Origin of the sequence: Buchnera aphidicola (Mindarus keteleerifoliae), from assembly GCF_039392895.1 — a bacterium.
Lineage (GTDB): Bacteria > Pseudomonadota > Gammaproteobacteria > Enterobacterales > Enterobacteriaceae > Buchnera_A > Buchnera_A aphidicola_A.
On record NZ_CP135027.1, the window covers coordinates 488,799 to 510,922 of the forward strand.

Below are 22,124 nucleotides of genomic sequence, written 5' to 3' on the forward strand. Positions count from 1 at the left end.
TTTGATCAAAAATTTATGAAAAAATTTTATTTGCATAGTATTGGAAACGGATCAAAAAATTTAGTTCTAATTCATGGATATGGATTTGATTCAACGATCTGGTTTTATCTTATTAAGAAATTAAAAAAATATTACAAAATATATGTTATAGATTTACCTGGATTTGGGAAAAATCGTTTTTTCCCCGTACTAAAATTTAATCAATTAATTAAATTAATATCTCTATATATGCCACCAAAAGCAATCTGGATGGGTTGGTCTTTAGGCGGGTTAATAGTTAACAAATTAGCTTTAACTCATCCTGAAAGAATATCATCAATTATAAATGTTTCATCTTCTCCTTATTTTTTAAAGAAAAAAAATTGGCCTGGTTTAGAATATTCAGAACTATTAAATTTTAAGAACCAATTAAAAAAAAACTACAAATTATCTGTGAAAAATTTTTTTCAAGAACAAAAGCTAAATAACAAAGAAAATGTTAACCCTATCTATTGGAAAAATTTTCAAAAAAAAATGTTGGCTACATTTTCTCCTTCAAATTTAGCTTTAGAAGAAGGATTTAAAATTCTTTGTTCCATTGATTTAAGAAAAGAAATCAAAAATATTAAGATACCTTTACTTAGAATATACGGATCTTTAGATTTGATGGTTCCAAAAAAAATTTCAAACCTATTAGATTTATGTTGCTATGAACCAAAATCTATTATTATAAAGAAAGCTTCTCATGCTCCATTTATTTCACATTTAAAACAATTTTGTAAAATAATTTTGTTATTTTCAAAACAACTAACCTTTAAAAAAATTTCTTAAAACGTTTTCTTGCAAAAAAACTTTTATTTTTTTTAGATAGTTTGTACAAATAAAGTATTTGTTTTAAACTATCTAAATATATTTATCTAAAAAGGAATGTCTTCATCATCAAAGTCTATATCAGATATAGAATTCACAGTAGATAATTTGTTACCTTTATTACTCAAATTATTTTTAGAAGATTTTTCATTGAAAGATAATGATTTAGAATCAGAAGAGGAACGACTTTCGTCTCTCATATTATTAGAATGAGAGTGTCTATTACCCAACATTTGCATTGTTCCTCCTATATTTACAACAATTTCGGTTGTATATCGATCTAAATTATTTTTATCTTGCCATTTTCTAGTTTGTAAAGAACCTTCTATATATACTTGAGATCCTTTACGTAAATATTCTCCCGCAATTTCTGCTAATTTTCCAAACAAAACCACTCTATGCCATTCTGTTTTTTCTTTGTTCTCTCCTGTATTTTTATCTTTCCAAACATCTGAAGTTGCTAATGTTATATTAGATACTGCAGTTCCATTAGGCATATATCTAACCTCTGGATCCTGACCTAAATTTCCTATTAATATTACTTTATTAATTCCTCTACTAGCCATTTTTTGTAATCCTCAAAAAAATCAACAACAAATTTATTATTTGAATTCTTTTAAATTGCATTTTTTTAAAAAATAAACTTATTATGTAATTTTAATCTTTTTTTTAAAAAAATAAAATAATCATCATTATTTTTCATTTTTTTTGAATATAATAATCATCATTTTTCTAAAAAATGTGTGTATTATACATAGTATACTTGATAAATATCTACTTTAATATTTTTAAAATATTCAAATGAAAAATAAAAAGAAAAAAATCTCAAACGAAACTTATTGTCACAAATTTTCTGTAGCTCCAATGCTTAACTATACAAACAAACACTGTCGACATTTTTATCGAAAATTAACAAAAAAATCACTTTTATATACAGAAATGATAGTTGCTAATGGACCTTTTGAAAAAATAAAAAAGAAAATAATTTATAATTCAAAACCGGAAAATCCCATATCTATTCAATTAGCGGGAAGAATACCAAAAAAAATAGCAAAATGTGCTAAATTAGCTTATTTGAAAGGATACAACGAAATCAATTTAAATATTGGTTGTCCTTCTAAAAAAGTTAATAAATCTCATTTTGGTATTTCTTTAATGAATGAAACAAATACCGTCCGTAGTATTATAAAAGCCATTTCTGAACATGTTTCCATACCTATCACAATAAAAACAAGAATAGGAATAAACCATCAAGATAGTTATAATTTTTTAAGTAACTTCATATATGAAATTTCTAAAGACAATATTTGTAAAACTTTTATTATTCATGCAAGAAAAGCGTTAGTTTTTTCTTTAAATACTAAAAAAAATTTTAAAATTCCTAAAATAAATTATGAATTTGTTTACAACTTAAAAAAAGATTTTCCTAATTTAATGTTTATAATTAACGGAAATATTAAATCAATTTCTTCAGCTAAAAAACATCTTAAAAAAACAGATGGTGTAATGTTAGGAAGAGCAGTATATAATAATCCATCAATTTTAAAAAATGTAGACAATTTGATTTTTAATGAATTTTACAAAACTTCTGAAGAAATGTCGAAAATTATACAAAGCATGTATCCTTACATTGAAAAAGAACTTTTAATTGGAACTTCTTTATATCAGATAGCTAGACATTTCTTAAATGCTTTTTATGGAATGAAAGGATCATCTTTTTGGAAAAAATATCTATGCAAAAATGCTACTAAAAATAACGCCGATTTAAATGTATTAGAAACTGGTTTAGAACTAATGAAAAATAACTATTTTTCTAATTAATTTTTGTATTTATAAATAAGTAAAATTAATTTCAAAAATTACTTAATATGATTATTTTTACAAAAATATAATTAAATAATGCATATAACAATTTAAAAAGTAAGCGTATTTTTAAAGTTCAAAACTATTAATGTCTTTTCTAATAAAAAAACTTTTTATAAACATCTTTTTAAAAATGTAAAGAATTTAACTTCTTAATTAAACAAATTTATTTTTTTAAAAAATGTTAACTATAAAATTAAATTTTGGTAATGTACTGAACATGATTAAAAATAAATTTTATCAAAAATTAAAAACAAAAGAAGAATTTTTAAAAATTCCACCTCATTCTCTAGAAGCTGAACAATCAGTTCTAGGAGGATTGATGTTAGACAATGAATTATGGGACATTATTTCTGATAAAATCGTCGTTAATGATTTTTTTAGTCAAGCACACAGAATAATTTTTTTAGAAATGCAACAATTATTTAATCTTGGACAACCTATAGATTTAATTACTTTATCTGAATCTCTAGAACAAAAAGGAATATTAGATAATGCTGGAAGATTTTCTTATTTAGCAGAATTATCAAAAAATACTCCTAGCACAGCTAACATTTCAGCTTATGCCGATATAATTAAAGAACGTGCAATTATCAGAGATATAATATTAGTTGCTAACAAAATTGCAAATGCTAGTTACAATCCCCAAGGTAAAAGAAGTGAAGAACTATTAGACTATGCTGAATCTAGCGTATTTAAAATTTCAGAAAATAGAAATAAAAATCATTCAGGACCTAAAAATATTGAAGAAATTTTAGACATCACCGTCGCAAAAATAGAAAAATTATTTAATGCTCCTCAAGATGGATTAACTGGACTAAATACGGGATATCCAGATTTAAATAAAAAAACATCAGGTTTACAAAATTCTGAATTTATTATTATTGCTGCAAGACCATCAATGGGAAAAACTACTTTTGCTATGAACATTTGTGAAAACGCTGCAATGATATATGAAAAGCCAGTCTTAATCTTCAGTTTAGAAATGCCAGGAGAACAAATTATGATTAGGATGTTATCCTCATTATCTAGGGTAAATCAAACAAAAATTAGAACTGGCCAACTAACTGATGAAGACTGGTCTAGAATTTATGGAACTATTAACATTTTATTGAAAAAAAAGAACATTTACATCGATGATTCTTCAGCATTAACGCCTACAGATATCAGATCTAGAGCGAGAAGAATTTACAGAGAAAATAATGGGTTAAGTTTAATTATGATAGATTATTTGCAACTTATGCGAGTACCTTCTTTATCGGAAAACAGAACGTTAGAAATCGCAGAAGTTTCCAGAAGTTTAAAAGCTTTAGCTAAAGAATTAAAAATTCCTGTAATTGCCCTATCTCAACTAAACCGTTCTTTGGAACAAAGATCTGACAAAAGACCCTTAAATTCGGATCTAAGAGAATCGGGTTCTTTAGAACAAGATGCAGATCTAATCATGTTCATTTATAGAGATGAAGTTTATCATCAAAATAGCGATCTAAAGGGAATTGCTGAAATTATCATTGGAAAACAAAGAAATGGACCAATTGGAACAATTAAACTTACATTTAACGGAAATTGGTCTAGATTTGATAACTATGCTTCCCAATTGTATAAATAAAAATTTATATTTTACTTTTTACCAAAATTTTTACTAAAAATCTAAAATTTGTAATTTAAGTGTTTAAATTTTCAAATTGTTTTTGTAAAATATAAAAAATTAACTTCTTAAATAATAAAATAGGTTTAAAAATATGTCTGTTCATCTTGGTGTAATCATGGATCCAATTTCCAAAATAAATATTGAAAAGGACTCAACTTTTTCAATGTTATTAAAAGCTAAAAAAAGAAATTATATTTTGTATTATATGCAACTAGGAGATGTTTTCCTAAAAAAAGATAGAATTTATGGAAAAACAAAAATTTTAAATGTTATTAATGACAAAAAAAAATGGTTTTCTTTTTCAGAAGAAAAAATAATTCCATTATCAAAACTCGATGTTATCCTAATAAGAAAAGATCCTCCTGTAAATATGGAATTTATCTATCTTACTTACTTATTAGATAAATTAAAAAAAGAAAACGTTCTTTTAATTAATAATCCTACTAGTCTTCGAAATTATAACGAAAAGTTATTAGCTACTAATTTTCCAGAAATTATACCTCAAACTTTAATGAGCAATAATATTTCTGAAATAAAAAAGTTCTTAAGTAAACATAAAGATATTATTATCAAACCACTAAATGCAATGGGAGGAAAATCTATTTTTAGAATAAAAATAGAAGATCAAAACAAACAGGTTATTTTGGAAACTATGACTAAAAATGGAAGTAAATTTTGTTTATCCCAAAAGTATATTACAGATATTAAAAATGGAGATAAACGAATTCTTATAATAGATAATTACATTGTTCCTTGGTGCCTTACTAGACTACCTATAAAAGGAGAGAATCGAGCAAATTTAGCAGTTGGAGGAATTGGAATAGTAAAAACTTTAAATAAAACAGATTATAAAATTGCTAATACTACACTTTCATTTTTAAAGAAAAAAGGATTAATTTTCGTAGGATTAGATATTATTGGAAACAAACTGATTGAGATAAACGTTACCAGTCCTACTGGAATTTGTCAAATTGAAAAATTCTGCAAAATATCTATTGCTGAAAAACTATTCAATTTCATTGAAAAAAAAATAATTAAATAACTTTTTTAAAAAGGATTAAAATTCTATTGATTGCTCTATCGTTTGATTATGGAACTAAAATTATTGGAGTAGCTGTTGGAGAAACTTTATTTTCTACAACAAAAGCTTTAAACCATTTACAATGTATTAAAAATTATCCAGATTGGAATGTTGTTAACAAATTAATAAGTTATTGGGAACCAAATATCTTAATAGTTGGTTTTCCTATATATAAAAACAAAAAAAAACAAAACATAACCAAAAAAACAAAAAAATTTGCTAATATTTTAAAACATAAATATCAACGTACCGTAATATTGCATAACGAATATTTAACCACAATAGAAGCAAAAAATTTTTTATTCAATAAAGGAGGATTCAAAGCTTTAAAAAAAGGAAAAATTGATTCTATTTCTGCTGCCTTAATTTTAGAAAGTTGGTACTTTTCCTTAGAAAAAACATAAAAAAAATATTTTTCATATACGATTTTTTATCTTCTAAAATTTTATCTTAATTTTTTTTAACAATAGACTTTTTTATTAATTTAATTTAATCTTTACAAAATATAATTTATTTGCATAAATAAACATTTTTAAAATTTAATTTTAAATGAACATTTAAATTCTTTTTACAATATTATAATAATAAAAGTCATTAATTATGAAAAAATTACCTAAAGTTAGTTTATATGTGCATATACCTTTTTGCATCAAAAAATGTCCTTATTGTGATTTTCATTCATTAAAAAAAAAATATATTCCTGAAGAAAAATATATTTATCATCTTATTCAAGATCTAAAAGAAAGTATACATTTGATAAAACATAGAAAAATACAAACAATTTTTATTGGAGGAGGAACTCCTAGTTTATTTAGCGCAAAAAATATAAATTTTTTGATAAAAGAAATCAAAAATAATATAAAAGTTGTAGAAAATCCAGAAATTACTATAGAAGCTAATCCTACAACTATTGAAAATAAAAAATTTTTGGAATATAAACAAGCAGGGATAAACAGATTGTCCATAGGAATACAATCTTTTAAAAAAAGTAGTTTAGATTACTTAAATAGAGAATATTCTACAAAAAATATTTTAAATTCTATTAAAATAGCTAAATTAGCTAATTTTGATAACATAAATTTTGATTTAATGCATAGTTTACCTCATCAAACCTTAAATATGGCAATTTCTGATTTAAAAAAAGCAATTTCATTTAATCCTTCTCACATTTCTTGGTATCAATTGTCAATAGAGCCTAAAACAAAATTTTTTTACACTAAACATAAATTTCCAAGTGAAAAAACTATTTTTAATATATTTAAAAAAGGTGAAGAAATACTTATTTCTTCAGGATATAAAAAATATGAAATATCTTCATATTTTAAAAAAAATCCTTGTTTACACAATTTAAATTATTGGAATTTCGGAGATTATCTAGGTATCGGATCTGGTGCTCATAGCAAAATAACTCAAATAAATGGAAAAATCATCAGAATTTCCAAAACAAAAAAAGTATCAAACTTTATGAAAGGGTTATATATAGAAGAAAAAAAAAATATTTCTAAAAAAGATATCATTCTTGAATATTTTATGAATGTTTTAAGATTAATAAAACCAATCAAAAAAAAAGATTTTCATAGAAAAACAGGGATAAATCAAAAATATCTTTATCCTTTTATAAAAAAAGCAATAAATTCAAAATATCTAATAGAAGATTCAAAATATTGGAAAACTACAAAAAAAGGGAAAAATTTTTTGAATGACTTATTAGAAGAATTTATGTAATAAAAATCCTATTCAAAATTAATAATATTATTAACAAAATTACTTTATACATCGAAATATTAACTCAAAAATGACTTTTCCTAAAGAGATTCCTTTTTTTTCAAATTTTGTTATAGGTCTATTTCTTAATCGTCTTACATATCTTTGATCATCTGATAGATTTATATATTTAGAAGTATCATCGAATATATATAAAATATCTTTAGCATATGTTTCGACATCAGTAACTATGTAAATAATTCCGTTATTAGTTAATTTCTTATGAATAACTTTAGAAAAATGTTTAGTTACCATTCTTCTTTTTCTATGACGACGTTTTTCCCAAGGATCAGGGAAAAAAATTTGTACCCTTGATAAAGTTTCGTTTTTTATCATATTATTTAAAACTTCTACAGCATCATAAAAAATAATTTTTATATTATTTAAATTATACTTATTAATATATTTTAAACAATTTCCTATTCCAGATTCATAAACTTCTATTCCTAAAAAATTTTTATCTAGATTTTGTATTGCTGTTTTAACTAAAGATTTTCCTGTTCCAAAACCAATTTCTAATACAATTGGCATATTTTTAAAAAAAACTTGCTCTAAATTTAAAAAATTTTTTTCAAACATTATTCCAAATCTGGGCCAAAAATCATTTATCGCACTTACCTGAGATTTTGTTATTCTTCTTCTAACTACAAAACTTCGAATCTTTCGTAAGAAAAGTTCTTTTTTTTGAAAAATTACAGGAGAAATATTCTCATTCATATTTTACCAATTCTTTTATTTTTTATATAATTAATTAATCTTAACTTTGATTAATTTAACATTAAATCATATTAGTCTAAATAAGGAAAACAAAAACTTGATTTTTTCTCAATTAGTATTAAATTGGTATCATCTAAACGGAAGAAAAAATTTGCCTTGGCAAAAAAAAAGAACTCCTTACAAAATATGGATTTCTGAAATTATGTTACAACAAACTAAAGTGAAAACAGTTATTCCTTATTTTAATAAATTTGTTCAAATGTTTCCAACTGTTGACAGATTAGCTAAAGCCAATTTAAATGAAATTTTATATTTATGGAGTGGATTAGGATACTATAAAAGAGCAAAAAATATTTATGAATCCGCTAAATTAATTAAGCATAAATATCATGGAATTTTTCCAAATAATTTTTATAATGTAATAAAATTACCAGGAATAGGAAAAACAACTGCTGGAGCTATTTTATCTTTATCTTTAGGATTCAGATTTTGTATATTAGATGGTAACGTAAAAAGAATTATCATTCGTTGTTATAGTATAAAAAAAGAACCTTTTAACAAAAAACTAGAGAATAAATTATGGAATTTAATCGAAAATATAACTCCGTTTCATCATATTCGCCAATTTAATCAAGGATTGATGGACATAGGATCGCTTATATGTACTCCTAATAATCCAAAATGTTATATTTGTCCTTTATCTTTTAAATGTAATACTTATAAAAAAAGAAATTTAAAAAAAATTGTTAAAAATAAAAAACCAAAAAAAATTACAAAAAAATATTTTTTTCTAATTATTAAATATAAATCCTATACTTTTTTAAAAAAAATGAACTCTAAAAAAATTTGGGGAGATTTGTATTCTTTTCCAATTTTTAAAAAAAATAAAGAAATGAAAAAATGGATTAAAAAAAATGATATTGATGTAATTCAGAAAGAAAAAAAAAATGAATTCATACATTTTATAACTCATTTCAAAATCAGAATTTTTCCTGTTCTTTTAAATGTTTCAGAAAAATTTAATTTATTAAATAATAAAGACTATATTTGGTACAATACAGAAAAAAAAAATTATGTAGGACTTCCTAAACCCGTACAAAAAATTTTAACACTATACTTTCATTCATTAAACTAGAAAAAAAAATATGTCAAAAAAAATATTCTGTTCGTATTTAAAAAAAAATGAAAAAAAACAAAAGAGACAAATATATCCAGGAAAATTAGGAAAAAAAATTTTTAATAAAATTTCTCAACCTGCTTGGGAAAAATGGATTATAGAACAAACTAAAATAATTAATGAACAAAAATTAAATACGTTTGATCCGATTCATCAAGAAAAAATTGAAATTTATATGATCAATTTTTTATTCAAAAAAAAATAACAATCTTCTTATTTTTTTAATTTACATAAATTTAAAAAACTTTAATAAGTTAAAAACATGTTTTAAAAGATTTTTTAATATATAAACATTTTTTTGATTATTTTTTTCTAATTCAAGTAAAGAATTTATTTTTTCTATGTATAGTTTTGTTTTTTTTTCTTTAAAAAATTGAAAACAATGTAATTTCCATTTGTTTTTTTCATCAGCATTTAATATGTGAGGAAAATTTCTTGCTTTACAACGAAAGATAATTTCTTTAATTCTTGAATCATTAAAATTATTTAAACTAACATTAGAAACATTAAAAAAATTTTTTCGATAGCTTTTAATTAAATTTTTATCATTTTTATTAAAAAATGAATCGTAAATTTGTAAATCAACATCTCTAAATGAAGAAAATCGTAATTTTGAAAAAAAAAATTTAATTTTGCTTTTAACATAATCATTATTTTTTAATATTTTTAAATTTTTAAAACAAATATCTAAATTAATTTTTAATCTAGAAATATCTTTTAACGATAAAACATTAATAGGAATTAAAATAGGACATTTATTCACATTAATTATTTGTAATCCATTTTGAAATAAATATTTCAAATCATTTGCTTTTATATCTTTTTTTTTAACAAAATCAACTAACTTGTTAATATCATTTATGATATTAACAGCTATAAAGGAATTAGAATTATTTGAATCCCAAAAAATAGGTACAATTATACCTAGATTATTATTTTTTGTTCCAAAAAAACTTGAAATATAAATAATAGGTCTACTTTCTTTTACATTTACTATTCTTTTTAAATTTTCTTTAAATCTATTTTTAAATAAGAAAGAAAACAACCTCTTTTTCTTATTTTTTATCAATTGCATTAATTTGAATGTAGCCATTACATCGGATAAAGCTTGATGAGCATGTTCATGCTGTATTCCGTTAACATAGGTTAAATCAGATAGTTTAAAACTATTTAATCCCGTAGAATTTTTAGGCCAATTTATTCCTTCAGGCCTTAGAGCAAAACATGCTCTAATAACATTTATAATATCCCATCTAGAATTTCCATTCTTCCAACTCCATTCGTAAGGATCAATTAAATTTCTATAAAATATATTTCTTGTAATCTCATCATCAAAAGCTATGTTATTAAACCCAACTATACAAGAATTAGGTTGACTAAAAATATCGAATATTTTTTTCGAAAAAATGAACTCATTCATTCCTTTTAAATAAGTTTCTTTTGGAGTAATTCCTGTTATTAATAATGATTTCGGATCAGGAAAATAATCCATGGGAGGATAGCAGTAAAAAATTTCTGATTCATACAAATTATTAAGACTAAAATCTGTTCGAATATAGGCAAATTGACATGGCTTATCTAATGCAGGATTTGTTCCGAATGTTTCATAATCATAAAATAAAAAAGAAGTTGGATCTTTTCTTATTATATTCATAAATATTTTTCTTTAAAAAAAAATCTCTTATTATTTTTTTATTTTAAAGCTCTATTGTTTTATTTTTCTCCTCCGACTGGGCTCGAACCAGTGACATACGGATTAACAGTCCGCCGTTCTACCAACTGAACTACAGAGGAATTCACTTATTGTTACATTATTTTTTTTTTTTGTCAAAAATTTTGTATAAAAATATTTTTAAAATTAATTTTAAAAAACTTTGAATAATTAAAGATACTGTAATATACTACTGGTTCCAAATCTTTAAAATTAACAAAACCTGGCCCTTTAGCTCAGTGGTAGAGCACGCGACTCATAATCGCTTGGTCGCTGGTTCGAATCCAGCAAGGGCCAAAAAAATAAAGTTTTTAAACAACTTTAAAAAAACATTTCTTATATCTGAATACGTTTTATCATTTAAATTTTAAAAATTAAAAAAATAATACATTATCTTTAAAGACTATTAAAATCGATAAAATAAAAAAAATATATACTTTTATTATTTAAAATGTGCTTATTTAAAAAATAAAAATTTAATTATTTTAATCTAAAAAATACTATTTTATTTATAATAAATATTAAATAATTTATAAATAATTTCATTAAAAGATTTCTTTCGCGTAATTAAAACAAAAAATATTTTTTATGAGTAAAATTATTTATTTGTAAATAATTAAATATTTATTTTTAATATCTTAAATTTTAAAAATTAACGATGTTAAGTTACATAAATTTTTTATTAAAAAAATATAAAATTTTTATCGATTATTTTTCATATATATTTTAAAAAAATCAAAACTCTTATCTTTGTCCAGTATGTCCAAAACCTTTATTCCCTCTTTTAGTAACATTGCTAAATTTATTTACTACTTTTAATTTTATTCTTTTAATTGGAAAAAAAACTAATTGAGCAATTCTCATTCCAGGAAATACAATAAAAGATCTTTTACTTCTATTCCATAACGAAACCATTAATTCTCCTTGATAATCTGAATCTAACAGACCAACAGAATTTCCTAAAACTAAACCATATTTATGTCCTAATCCTGATCTAGGCAAAATGCACCCTGCTATTGTACTATCTTGAATATATAAAGCTATTCCTGTAGGAGATAAAATATTCTCGTCAGGCAACAAAATTTTTTCTTCCTTTAAAGAAGATCGTATATCTAATCCTGCTGAACCTTTTGTTGCATATTTTGGAATAGGAATTGTTTTTCCAATTCTAGAATCTAAAATAATGAAACTAATTTTTTTCATAAAAATATTTTTTTTGTTTTAAATAATTTATTTAATTTTTCAAAAGTTTGAAAAAATTTAACTTTTTATATTTTTGTACTTTTTAAAAATAAAAAATATTATAGAATTAAATATTTTGTATATATATATTTCTATACTGATTTCACATATTTTTATTTAAAAAAAAACATTTAATAAATACCTTTTCTAGATAATCTTAATTTATAATTTATTAAAAACAGTGACAATAAATCCCGGATTATATAAAGAATTGTTTTTCAAAGAATAAACCAAAGGTTTTTTATTCCATGTCATTACTTTAGCGCCAGCTGAAACTGAAATTATATGCCCAGCAGCAGTATCCCAAATTCCAGTTCTACCAAACCTCGGATAAATTTGTGCTTTTCCTTCTGCAATTAAACAAAATTTTAAAGAAGAACCAACTTTTTTTATTTTAAATTTTTTTTTATCGATTAAATATTTTTCTAATTCTTTATCAGAATGTGATCGACTTACTACTATTTTATTTAGTTCAGAAAAATTCGAAAATTTAGCTTTAATGACACTTTTATTTCCATTTTTTTCTTTCCAAGCAATATTATTACAACTATAATATAAAATCTTATTAAAAGGTAAAAAAATTGCTCCAAATATTGGTTTTTCATTTTTAATTAAAGCAATATTGATCGTGAATTCTTTTTTTTGACTTAAAAATTCCTTAGTACCATCTAATGGATCAATTAACCAATATTTTTTAACATTTTGACATTTTCTATAATTTAATAACATTTCTTCAGATAAACAAGGTATTTCGGGGGTAATTTTTTTTAATTTCTGTAGTAGTAAATTACTAACTAATGTATCTACATTTGTAACTGGAGATTGATCTTTTTTATATTCAATTAAAATTTTCTCTTTTCGATCATAAAAATTCATTACAATCTCTCCAGCATAAAATAACGTTTTAAATATTTCAGAAAACATATTTCGTCCAAAAAGTTTTTTTTATCAGAATTCGTTTTTTAAAAAACGTAAAAAATTACTTATTTTTTTTAAAATTATCTATTGAAAAAACATTTACTTTTAATTCCATAGAAATTTCTTTATGAGGTTTAAATATTACTGAATGTTGACCCAGAGTTTTAATAGAACCTTTTGGTAACTGAATTTCTTTTTTATTCACTTCTAAACCTAAAGAAAATAATTTTTTTGATATATCTCTAGCTGTTACAGAACCGAAAACTTTCCCTTCTAAACTAGCTTTACAAAAAATATCTAATGATCCTATTTTTTGTATTTTCTTTCCTCGTAATTTAGCCAATTCCAATTTTTTTTCTATTTTCTTTTGCAATACCATTTTAGATATTTTATATTTTTCAATATTTTCTTTAGTAGCTAATATTACTTTTTCATTCGGAATCAAAAAATTTCTTGCATATCCTGATTTTACCTTTACTATTTCACCAACGTTTCCTAAGTTTTCCAATTTTGATAAAATAATGACTTTCATAAAGAATATCCTTTCCACTTTTTGTAATTATTGTTATTGATGTTGATCCGTATAAGGTAACAATGCCAGATATCTAGCCATTTTAATTGCTCTTGATAATTTTCTTTGATATTTTGCTTTAGTACCCGTAATCCTACTAGGAACAATTTTTCCACTTTCTGTTATATAATTTTTTAACAAAGCAACATCTTTATAATCAATTTCTTTTATTCCTTCTGCAGTAAATCTGCAAAATTTTCGACGACGAAAATAACGAGCCATTAATACCTCTATTTTTTTTAAAAACTACTAATAATTATACATCAACCTAATAACTTATTATACTTTTAATAGGATTTAATTTTTTAAAAAAAATACCAAAAAATCAATCATTATTTTGTTAGTTAAATTAGTAATTTACAACATCGTTTTTTTGATATTTTCATTTTTTTCTTTTATTTCATCATTTAACTTCATCATAGGTGATGGAGTAGTCACTATATTTTTTATAGCAATTATTATATTGCGTATTATTAAATCACTAAATCTAAAACTTGTTTCAATTTTAGAAATAATTTCAGGTTTTACTTCTATATTCATCAAAACATAATGTGCTTTATGTAATTTATTTATAGCATATGCTAATTGTTTTCTTCCCCAATCTTCTAATCGATGTATTTTACCCTTGTTATTTTTAATTAAAGTAATATAATTATTAATTATATTTTTGGCTCGATCGCTATGATCCGGATGAATCATAAAAATGATCTCATAATATCTCATCAAATAATCCTTATCAAAAATTTATGTAATTAGTTACTTACGCTTAATTTACATTTAAGAATGTTTATTTAAACAATTTTAAAAGCTAAAATTTATTAATAATCATGATACTATATCAAACCGAATTCGTCTATCTTCAGAATCAACTGCTAATATTTTAACCTTTAATTGATCACCTATTTTATAAATTTTTTTTGTATTTTTTCCTATCATTTGCTTTTTTTCGCCATTATAAAAATAACTTTCATGTGACAAATCTTTTAAATAAACAAACCCATCTATAAATAAGTCCCTTAAATGAATAGATATCTTATCTTTAAAAAGATTATAAATTATAGCTACAAAAGAATCTTTAATTTTGTCCTTTACAAATTCACATTTCATCCATTCCAAAATATCTCTAGATACAAATTCAGCTCGTCTTTCTGTCATAGAACAATGATTTCCTATACTTTCTATATTTTTTATTTCTAAAAAACTATCTTTTTTTCTAGAAATCAAATTTTTAATAATTCTATGTATTAACAAATCAGAATATCTTCTAATAGGAGATGTAAAATGAACATACTCTGAAAGAGCTAATCCAAAGTGCCCTATATTAATCGAACTGTATTTCGCCTGTTTCATGGATTGAAGAAAAAATGTTTGTATCATTTCTTTATCAGAATGATTTTTAATAAATTTTAAAAAATTTATGTAATCATCATGTATAAGAAATTCATTTTTAATTGATTTTAATCCTAATAGTTCTAATGTTCTTTGAAATTTAAATATTTTATCTTTATTTGGCTTATCATGAACTCGGTATAAAGCATTTTTACTATTTTTTATAATAAAAAATGCAGAAACAACATTTGCTGTTAACATACTTAATTCAATTAATTTATGAGCTTTATTTCTTGTAAAAGAACTAATTTTTTTTATCTGAAAGTAATCATTTAAAATGAATTTAGGTTCTGTTCGATTCAAAAATAAACTTTTTCTAAATAATTTCAATTTTTTTAAAACATCATAAAAACTAAAAAAATTTAAAAGATGTTTTAAAATGTATTTATATTTTTTAAGTAAAGATTTTTTACCTATCCAAATATCGTTTAATTCAATGTAAGTTAATCTAGCAACTGATTTAATCTTAGCTTCATAATGTTTATAAGAAATTAGTTTTCCATCTTCAGAAATTGTAATTTCACAAATTAAAACAAGTTTTTTTTTATTTGGTAATAAAGAACACAAATTTTCAGAAATTTCTTTAGGAAACATTGGTATAACTTCATTAGTTGGAATATAAATTGAATTGCCTCGATTAAATGCTTCTCTATCTAGAAAAGTATTTTCTTTAACATAACTACTTACATCTGCTATCGCTACATATAAAACCCATTCAGAATTTTTATTTTTTTCGCAAAAAATAGCATCGTCAAAATCTTTTGCATTTTCTTCATCTACCGTCACTAAAGGCAAATGAGTCATATCTTTATAACCATTATTTTTTTTTGCTATTTCTTTTTTTTTCAATAAATTTAATTCAGATTTTATTTTATTAGACCACAAATTAGGAATGTTATGAATCTTAAGTACAATTTTTTTAATTAAAAAAACATTTATGTTTCTTCCTAATATTTGTACAATTTTCCCTATAGCTTTTTTATTTTTTTTCGGACGTTGTATTAACCTAATTAATACCATTGAATTACTTAAATTATTATTTTTTTTGTTTTTAGCAACATAAATTTTAAAACTAAATTTATTGTCATAAGGAAGTACAAAATCTAAATTTTCCCTTACATGATATTTTCCTATAATATTTTGCTTATTTGGTTTTAATAACTTTATTATTTTAATTTTGTTATTTTTATTCCAACTAATATTAATTAAACGAGCTAATACTACATCACCATGGATGTATTCTTTCATTTGATTTTCAGAAATCCAAATATCTTTTTCAAAAAGTGAAGTTTTTAAAAATCCATATCCATTTCTGTTTCCAATTATTTCTCCCTTAACTAATTTTAACAAACCTATTAACTTTTTTTTTTATTAAAAAAATGAAAAATTTTATCGTTTTTTTTTATAAATAAAATAGGAGCAGTTAAAAAATCTTTTCTTGACTTTTTTTTTAAATTCAAAAGAAACAATAACTTCTTAAAATCAACTATTTTTTGATGCACAACAATCCAATCTAAAATTTTTTTTTTATTAATCATTTTATTTCCATTTAATAAAATTACTTTTAAAAAATTTAAAAAATAAATTTCTAAAAGAACTAATGTTTTCTATCTATCAAAAACAAATTATAATTTTATAACATTTAAAAATTATTTAATTTCAAATATTTTTTTTAACTTAAAAATTAACCTCTTTTAATAAGAATAATTTTAAAAAAAATTACTCTTACTAAATAAACATTTTTAAAAAACTATATTTTAAAAGGATGCCTTATAACAATAGTTTCATCTCTTGAAGGACCTGTAGAAATAATATCTATAGGAATACCTATTAATTCTTGAATTCGATTAATATATTTTTTTGCTAAAATAGGTAAAAATTTAAAATTAGTTATTCCTGCGGTTGATTCATTCCATCCTGGAAGAGTTTCATAGATAGGAGTTATATTTTCTAAAGTATTTTGAGAAAAAATAAAATCTTCTTTTCTAATAGAAGAATTAATAGAAGAAAACTTATAATCTATGCAAATTTTTATTTCTTTTAATTCATCTAAAACATCTAATTTGGTTAAGCACAAAGCAGTTAATGAATTAATTTTTATAGCTTTTCGCAATAAAACAATGTCTAACCAACCAGTTCTTCTTCTTCTTCCTGTAGTTGAACCTGATTCATTACCTTTTAAAAAAAAATAATCGTCTATTTCATCAAAAACTTCTGTTAAAAACGGACCTAGTCCCACTCTAGTCATATAAACTTTACTAACTCCTAAAATATAATCTAAATGTTTAGGACCAACTCCTGTTCCTGTACAAACTCCACCAACCGTACTATTTGATGATGTTACATATGGATAAGTTCCGTGATCCACATCTAGTAACGTTCCTTGAGCACCCTCAAATATTATGGATTTTTTATCTTTTATTGCTTTATAAAGAATTTCTGGAACATTTCTTACCATTGAAAGTATAAAACTAGCTGATTGAGCTAGCTCATTAAAAATAACTTTATAATCTATTGATTTTTCTTTATAAAAATTAACCAACTGATAATTATAATAATTTAAAACTCTCTTAATTTTTAATTTTAAAACATTTAAATTTGCTAAATCATAAATTTTTATACCTATTCGTGATATTTTATCTTCATAAGCAGGACCTATTCCTTTTCCAGTTGTTCCAATTACTATTTCATTTAATCTTTTTTCGCGAGCTAAATCCATTGATATATGATAATTTAGTATTAAGGAAGCATTTGGAGAAATATATACCCTATCTTTACAACAAATATTATTAGCTTCCAACATTTTTATTTCTTTTACTAACGAAGTAGGAGATATTACAGTACCATTTCCTATTACAGAAATAACTTTTTTATGCATAATTCCAGAAGGTATTTGATGTAATACTATTTTTTTTTTATTTACTATTAAAGTATGTCCTGCATTATTTCCACCTTGATATCGAACAACGAAATCTGAATTTTCAGTTAAAAAATCAACGATTTTTCCTTTTCCTTCATCTCCCCATTGCGTTCCGAGGACTACGATTGTTTTATTCATAAGTTTTCTCTTGTAAGTATATTTATTAAACATATTATCTTAATTTTTAATGTTTAAAAAAGCATTCTTTTAAATTTTACTTTTAAAAGCTATTAAAAATATTTTTTATATATTTAAAAAAAATATCTTTAAAAATAATTATCATTATATCTTTTTAAAAAAATATTTTTATATACCTTTAAATATTAATTGAAAGTATAGAAATAGATTTTCTTATCTAAAAACAAAAATTACTCTATCGAATTCCGATCTTTAATCATTTTTTAAAATTGAAACTTTTTCAACATTTGAAATAATATTTTTGCTGAAAAAAACAATTTTATTTTTTTTAATTTATTATTTTATTTTTTTTAATTACTTTCTGTCATTTTATCTTTTGAATATAACTTTCCATCAAAAAAAAACCGTTAGATAACTCCATTTTTTTATGTAAATATTAATAGTTTGTTTAGATTTCTAATCTTATGATTTCGTTAATTTTTTTTATTTTTTTAAAATTATTTCATTCATTATTTTTCTTTATATTTTTTCTAAAACTATTAAAACCTCATTCCTTATTTTTTTTGCTTAAAATCTATTAACATCTCTTACTAAAATTTTACTTAAATTATTACTAACATCTTCATTATTTAAAAAAATGTTTTTAAATAAAATTCAAATTTTAACTTTTATTTTAAAAAATATCCTACCTAAAATTTATTTTTATTTCCCTAAGAAAAGCAATATTAGTTAAAAATAAATATTTTTCACCTCATAAAAGAATTAACCAAAAATTTTTTTTTATTAAATAATTATTCTGAATAATTATTTAACATTTAATACAAAAAGCTAAAATTTCAACAAGTTCTAGTAATAAAATTTTTATATGCAACTTTAGAGTCAATATGTTTTTAACTTTTTAAAATTATCTCTTGTCATTTTACTTCATCAAAATATTGATCTTGTTTCTTATTTTTATACAATAAAAAAAAATAATATCTTTTATATATTTCCATTATTTATTCTTAAATTAGCAACAATATTACCTCATAAAAAATTAACTTTATGTTGCTTGACCTAATCTATTACTTTTTAATATACTTAAGTTTTTATTTTTATTTCATCTTTTTTTTAAACTTCATTTATATATTGAAAATATATTGAAACATTTTTCTTCATCTATTTAATAAAAAATAAAGACTTAAAGAAATGTTTTTATTTATGTTAAAAAAAATAGAATTGTTTTCTTTATCTTTCTTATTACCTATTAATTCTTATTAAAAATTTTATTAATTATTAGTTTTTAACCCATATTTATACTCTAAAAAACTAGAGAATATTTTAATATTATTATAAAACTAATAACATTAATTATTATTCAATCCATTTACCAAAAAATATTTTTCTTCAAATGTTGATAATTTACAAGTAGTTCAGTGCTAATTGTAAAATTAATAATTTTTAGTATCTAAAATACTTAAAATTTTTTTAATTGATAAATCATGATTAGAATTTTCAATCCAGTGTAAATTTTTCCATTTTTTTAACCAAGTAGTTTGATGTTTTGCTAGTCGAAATGTATTTAACAAAATTTGTTCTATCATTTGTTGATACGTTATTTTTCCTTCTATATAATTCCACATTTGATAGTATCCTATACGTCGTATCGCCGGAAAACTTTCTTTTAGTTCTTTTTTAAATAATAATTTTCTTACTTCTTCTTCAAATCCTAATTTGATCATATTATTTAATCGAGTTTTAATTCTTTTATGCAATTCTTCTTTTTTAGAAAAAAAAATAGAAAACTGTGTAATTTCATATGGAAAATTTTTAATAGTAAAATGTTGTAATTCAGAAATTTTTTTCCCTGTTATTAAAAAAACTTCTATTCCTCTTATTACTCTCTGAATATCATTTGGATGAATTCGAACAGATAAATTAGGATCTATTAACCTCAAAATATTATATAAATACTTACATCCAAAATGTCCACTTTGTTTTAATAAATAATTTCTTATTTCATTATTTGCTGGTGGTAAAACTGCTATTCCATCATTTAATACTTTAAAATATAACATCGTTCCTCCAACTAAAACAGGAACCTTTCCAAGGGATAAAATTATTTTTATTTTTTTAAGAGCATCTTTCCTAAAATCTCCAGCTGAATAATATTCACTAGGATCTTTTATATTTATTAAATGGTGAGGTACTCTAGATAATTCTTTTATATTTGGTTTTGCTGTTCCAATATTCATTTTTCTATAAATCAATCCTGAATCTACACTAATAATTTCCATTGGAAAATGTTTTGATAAGTTAATAGCTAATTTGGTTTTTCCAGAACAAGTTGGTCCCATTATAAAAATTAATTTAGGTTTCTGAAAAAAATTAATATTTTTTTTCATTTTCAAATACAGATAATGCTGAATTAATATCAATACATCGTAAAAATCTTTTAGATAAATTATTGAATATTAGAAAACTATATTCTTCCATTTCTTGTAAAATTTGATACATTCTTTGCCTTCCCCAATTTTCTTTTATTTCCATTTTTAGCAAAAATAAAAAATAGTTTATTACTTTGACTTCTGAATTTTTTTTTTTCTTTCTTAAAAAAGAAAAAAGATGCGTTAATATATTAATTATATTATTTTTTTCTAATAATTTAGGAATTGACTTAATTTCTATAAAGCTTGAGGATACTAAATAATCAAACCCTAATTTAAAAAATAAACCTTGATAGTTCAAAATCATTAATTTAATATCTATAGGAAAAAAAAATTTTTTAGAAAATATCAAATATTTTTTTTTAAAATCAATATAATTATCATTATCTAAATTATGTTCAATCATTATTAACTTAACATCAGGTAAAGAAATTAAAAAAAATTTTCCATTTTTTTCAGTAAGAACATAACAATTTTTAATAAATGCTATTATTTTTCCAAAAGAAAAAAAAATTTTTCTATTATTTTTGTTTAAATTTAAAATTTTATGTAAAAAATTGTTATAACCTAAAATTTTTTTTATACTCAGTTCTTTTCTATTTTGTTTTTCATATAGATTCAAAAAAGAAAAAAAATTTTTTTCTTTTAATAAAAAAGAAGATATAGCTCTATAAAAAAAATTATAAATTTTAAATGAACTACCAAACAAAATTTCACTTTTAGTTGGGTGATAATTTACATCAACTAAATTAGTTGGTATTTTCAAAAAAAGAATATACGAAATATTCAATGAATCGTATTTCTTGATCTTTTTAATAATTTTATTTAATGTAAAAGTTACTTTTTGAGATCTAACAAAACGTTTATTAACATAAAAAAGTCTAATCTTTTGATTATTATCTATGATTTTACATGTAGGTTTCTGTATCCAACCAGATAATTCAATTTCTTCCTCTTTAAATTTGATTTTTAATAGAGTTTTAAAAAAAATTTCTCCTAAAATAGCTTTTATTCTTTCTTTATTGTCATCTTTTTTGTTATTTACCAAATATTCTTTAATCAGTTTTCCATTATGTTTCAAAACAAAAGAGGTGTTATTCTCTGATAAAGCAATCATATCTACTATTTTAACAATTTTTGAAAATTCTACTTTTGTTTTTTTTATAAAATTTCTTCGAATAGGACAATTATAAAAAAGATCGAAAATTTTAACAGTTGTTCCTGTTAAATGTGCTTTTGGTTCTATAAAAAACTTGTTTCTTTCATTTTCTTTTAAATAAATTTTCCAACCTTCTTTTTGAAAATTAGTTCTAGATATCAATTCTAATCGAGACACTAAAGACATATTAAATAAAGCTTCTCCTCTAAATCCAAATGTAGTAATGTTATGCAAATCTTTTAAAGAAACGATCTTACTAGTTGAATATGAAGAAATAGCTAAAATTAGTTCTTTTTTAGAAATACCAAATCCATTGTCATTTATAATAATAGAATCTATTCCTCCTTTTTTTATTTCAATAAGAATTCTATTTGCTTTAGCATCTAAACTATTTTCTAACAGTTCTTTAACTATAGAAGAAGGACCTCTTATAATTTCTCCTACAGAAATTTGATTTACTAATTTTTTGGATAACTTTCGAATCAACATGTGAATAACTCTATTGTTCAAATTTAAAAAATTTAAACTCTCAACTAAAATACAGTTTT

The 22,124-nt window shown here is 22.1% G+C and carries 21 protein-coding genes and 2 tRNA genes; 9 read left to right on the forward strand and 14 right to left on the reverse strand.

The genetic code is table 11. From position 1 onward, the window contains the following. Window positions 1-15: 15 nt before the first annotated feature. Window positions 16-810 (forward strand): pimeloyl-ACP methyl ester esterase BioH, encoded by a 795-nt coding sequence (gene bioH, locus RJT62_RS02305; RefSeq protein ID WP_343153587.1) that lies wholly within the window; start codon window positions 16-18, stop codon window positions 808-810. An 86-nt stretch (window positions 811-896) separates the two neighbouring features. On the opposite strand, the gene RJT62_RS02310 is transcribed toward bioH, so the two are convergent. Then, the gene (locus tag RJT62_RS02310; protein WP_343153588.1) at window positions 897-1,415 is read right to left on the reverse strand and encodes a single-stranded DNA-binding protein; all 519 of its coding nucleotides are present in this window, start codon (window positions 1,413-1,415) and stop codon (window positions 897-899) included. 235 nt (window positions 1,416-1,650) lie between these two features. Here RJT62_RS02310 and dusA point away from each other — a divergent pair, with 235 nt between their 5' ends. The 5 genes from dusA to hemW all read left to right on the forward strand — a co-directional run bounded on the left by dusA (window position 1,651) and on the right by hemW (window position 7,169). Next, complete coding sequence (gene dusA, locus RJT62_RS02315; protein WP_343153590.1) at window positions 1,651-2,670, forward strand: tRNA dihydrouridine(20/20a) synthase DusA; 1,020 nt, start codon at window positions 1,651-1,653, stop codon at window positions 2,668-2,670. 262 nt (window positions 2,671-2,932) lie between these two features. Next, entirely contained in the window at window positions 2,933-4,321 is a 1,389-nt protein-coding gene (dnaB, locus tag RJT62_RS02320) for a replicative DNA helicase (RefSeq protein ID WP_343153592.1), read from the forward strand. Between the two features lie 133 nt (window positions 4,322-4,454). Then, window positions 4,455-5,405 carry a glutathione synthase gene (gene gshB, locus RJT62_RS02325; RefSeq protein ID WP_343153594.1) on the forward strand — a complete coding sequence of 317 codons (951 nt, stop codon included), beginning with the start codon at window positions 4,455-4,457 and terminating at the stop codon, window positions 5,403-5,405. A gap of 26 nt (window positions 5,406-5,431) precedes the next feature. Beyond that, on the forward strand, window positions 5,432-5,848 hold the full coding sequence (gene ruvX, locus RJT62_RS02330) for a Holliday junction resolvase RuvX (protein WP_343153596.1): 417 nt from the start codon (window positions 5,432-5,434) through the stop codon (window positions 5,846-5,848). 196 nt (window positions 5,849-6,044) lie between these two features. After that, a complete protein-coding gene (gene hemW, locus RJT62_RS02335) occupies window positions 6,045-7,169 on the forward strand; it encodes a radical SAM family heme chaperone HemW (RefSeq protein WP_343153598.1) in 1,125 nt (374 codons plus the stop codon). A 39-nt stretch (window positions 7,170-7,208) separates the two neighbouring features. Here hemW and trmB read toward each other — a convergent pair whose 3' ends face one another. Then, window positions 7,209-7,925: a tRNA (guanosine(46)-N7)-methyltransferase TrmB gene (gene trmB / locus RJT62_RS02340; RefSeq protein WP_343153600.1), complete on the reverse strand. Its 717-nt coding sequence runs from the start codon at window positions 7,923-7,925 to the stop codon at window positions 7,209-7,211. Between the two features lie 97 nt (window positions 7,926-8,022). Here trmB and mutY point away from each other — a divergent pair, with 97 nt between their 5' ends. Both mutY and RJT62_RS02350 read left to right on the forward strand, forming a co-directional pair. Beyond that, window positions 8,023-9,060, forward strand: a complete 1,038-nt coding sequence (gene mutY, locus RJT62_RS02345; RefSeq protein ID WP_343153601.1) for an A/G-specific adenine glycosylase — start codon at window positions 8,023-8,025, stop codon at window positions 9,058-9,060. A gap of 10 nt (window positions 9,061-9,070) precedes the next feature. After that, a complete protein-coding gene (locus RJT62_RS02350; RefSeq protein WP_343153602.1) occupies window positions 9,071-9,307 on the forward strand; it encodes an oxidative damage protection protein in 237 nt (78 codons plus the stop codon). A gap of 21 nt (window positions 9,308-9,328) precedes the next feature. On the opposite strand, the gene sbcB is transcribed toward RJT62_RS02350, so the two are convergent. Next, entirely contained in the window at window positions 9,329-10,756 is a 1,428-nt protein-coding gene (sbcB, locus tag RJT62_RS02355) for an exodeoxyribonuclease I (protein WP_343153604.1), read from the reverse strand. A 67-nt stretch (window positions 10,757-10,823) separates the two neighbouring features. Beyond that, window positions 10,824-10,896 (reverse strand) — tRNA-Asn (locus RJT62_RS02360). 142 nt (window positions 10,897-11,038) lie between these two features. Between RJT62_RS02360 and RJT62_RS02365 the strand changes: the two genes are divergently transcribed. Then, window positions 11,039-11,110 (forward strand) — tRNA-Ile (locus tag RJT62_RS02365). A 447-nt stretch (window positions 11,111-11,557) separates the two neighbouring features. On the opposite strand, the gene dut is transcribed toward RJT62_RS02365, so the two are convergent. The 10 genes from dut to mutL form a co-directional block, all read right to left on the reverse strand. Next, window positions 11,558-12,016 (reverse strand): dUTP diphosphatase, encoded by a 459-nt coding sequence (dut, locus tag RJT62_RS02370; protein ID WP_343153606.1) that lies wholly within the window; start codon window positions 12,014-12,016, stop codon window positions 11,558-11,560. A 201-nt stretch (window positions 12,017-12,217) separates the two neighbouring features. Then, window positions 12,218-12,979 carry a 3'(2'),5'-bisphosphate nucleotidase CysQ gene (gene cysQ, locus RJT62_RS02375; RefSeq protein WP_343153608.1) on the reverse strand — a complete coding sequence of 254 codons (762 nt, stop codon included), beginning with the start codon at window positions 12,977-12,979 and terminating at the stop codon, window positions 12,218-12,220. A gap of 55 nt (window positions 12,980-13,034) precedes the next feature. Continuing rightward, window positions 13,035-13,505, reverse strand: a complete 471-nt coding sequence (gene rplI / locus RJT62_RS02380; protein ID WP_343153609.1) for a 50S ribosomal protein L9 — start codon at window positions 13,503-13,505, stop codon at window positions 13,035-13,037. Window positions 13,506-13,538: 33 nt separating this feature from the next. After that, window positions 13,539-13,766, reverse strand: a complete 228-nt coding sequence (rpsR, locus tag RJT62_RS02385; protein WP_343153610.1) for a 30S ribosomal protein S18 — start codon at window positions 13,764-13,766, stop codon at window positions 13,539-13,541. Between the two features lie 135 nt (window positions 13,767-13,901). After that, complete coding sequence (gene rpsF / locus RJT62_RS02390) at window positions 13,902-14,267, reverse strand: 30S ribosomal protein S6 (protein ID WP_343153973.1); 366 nt, start codon at window positions 14,265-14,267, stop codon at window positions 13,902-13,904. A 102-nt stretch (window positions 14,268-14,369) separates the two neighbouring features. Then, window positions 14,370-16,283, reverse strand: coding sequence for a ribonuclease R (rnr, locus tag RJT62_RS02395; RefSeq protein ID WP_343153611.1), 1,914 nt, complete (start codon window positions 16,281-16,283; stop codon window positions 14,370-14,372). Window positions 16,284-16,288: 5 nt separating this feature from the next. Next, entirely contained in the window at window positions 16,289-16,471 is a 183-nt protein-coding gene (locus RJT62_RS02400; protein ID WP_343153612.1) for a hypothetical protein, read from the reverse strand. A gap of 212 nt (window positions 16,472-16,683) precedes the next feature. Continuing rightward, window positions 16,684-17,991, reverse strand: a complete 1,308-nt coding sequence (locus RJT62_RS02405; RefSeq protein WP_343153614.1) for an adenylosuccinate synthase — start codon at window positions 17,989-17,991, stop codon at window positions 16,684-16,686. Window positions 17,992-19,421: 1,430 nt separating this feature from the next. Beyond that, on the reverse strand, window positions 19,422-20,375 hold the full coding sequence (miaA, locus tag RJT62_RS02410) for a tRNA (adenosine(37)-N6)-dimethylallyltransferase MiaA (RefSeq protein WP_343153616.1): 954 nt from the start codon (window positions 20,373-20,375) through the stop codon (window positions 19,422-19,424). Next, window positions 20,359-22,065 (reverse strand): DNA mismatch repair endonuclease MutL, encoded by a 1,707-nt coding sequence (gene mutL / locus RJT62_RS02415; RefSeq protein WP_343153618.1) that lies wholly within the window; start codon window positions 22,063-22,065, stop codon window positions 20,359-20,361. Before mutL ends, miaA begins: the two co-directional genes overlap by 17 nt. Window positions 22,066-22,124 lie beyond the last annotated feature (59 nt).

Coding starts and splice junctions, on each gene's coding strand:
- gshB (WP_343153594.1), top strand. CDS start 4,455: ATGTCTGTTCATCTTGGTGTAATCATGGATCCAATTTCCAAAATAAAT.
- rpsR (WP_343153610.1), bottom strand. CDS start 13,766: ATGGCTCGTTATTTTCGTCGTCGAAAATTTTGCAGATTTACTGCAGAA.
- bioH (WP_343153587.1), top strand. CDS start 16: ATGAAAAAATTTTATTTGCATAGTATTGGAAACGGATCAAAAAATTTA.
- RJT62_RS02400 (WP_343153612.1), bottom strand. CDS start 16,471: ATGATTAATAAAAAAAAAATTTTAGATTGGATTGTTGTGCATCAAAAA.
- RJT62_RS02350 (WP_343153602.1), top strand. CDS start 9,071: ATGTCAAAAAAAATATTCTGTTCGTATTTAAAAAAAAATGAAAAAAAA.
- RJT62_RS02405 (WP_343153614.1), bottom strand. CDS start 17,991: ATGAATAAAACAATCGTAGTCCTCGGAACGCAATGGGGAGATGAAGGA.
- RJT62_RS02310 (WP_343153588.1), bottom strand. CDS start 1,415: ATGGCTAGTAGAGGAATTAATAAAGTAATATTAATAGGAAATTTAGGT.
- sbcB (WP_343153604.1), bottom strand. CDS start 10,756: ATGAATATAATAAGAAAAGATCCAACTTCTTTTTTATTTTATGATTAT.
- dut (WP_343153606.1), bottom strand. CDS start 12,016: ATGAAAAAAATTAGTTTCATTATTTTAGATTCTAGAATTGGAAAAACA.
- cysQ (WP_343153608.1), bottom strand. CDS start 12,979: ATGTTTTCTGAAATATTTAAAACGTTATTTTATGCTGGAGAGATTGTA.
- mutL (WP_343153618.1), bottom strand. CDS start 22,065: ATGTTGATTCGAAAGTTATCCAAAAAATTAGTAAATCAAATTTCTGTA.
- miaA (WP_343153616.1), bottom strand. CDS start 20,375: ATGAAAAAAAATATTAATTTTTTTCAGAAACCTAAATTAATTTTTATA.
- trmB (WP_343153600.1), bottom strand. CDS start 7,925: ATGAATGAGAATATTTCTCCTGTAATTTTTCAAAAAAAAGAACTTTTC.
- rpsF (WP_343153973.1), bottom strand. CDS start 14,267: ATGAGATATTATGAGATCATTTTTATGATTCATCCGGATCATAGCGAT.
- dnaB (WP_343153592.1), top strand. CDS start 2,933: ATGATTAAAAATAAATTTTATCAAAAATTAAAAACAAAAGAAGAATTT.
- dusA (WP_343153590.1), top strand. CDS start 1,651: ATGAAAAATAAAAAGAAAAAAATCTCAAACGAAACTTATTGTCACAAA.
- hemW (WP_343153598.1), top strand. CDS start 6,045: ATGAAAAAATTACCTAAAGTTAGTTTATATGTGCATATACCTTTTTGC.
- rplI (WP_343153609.1), bottom strand. CDS start 13,505: ATGAAAGTCATTATTTTATCAAAATTGGAAAACTTAGGAAACGTTGGT.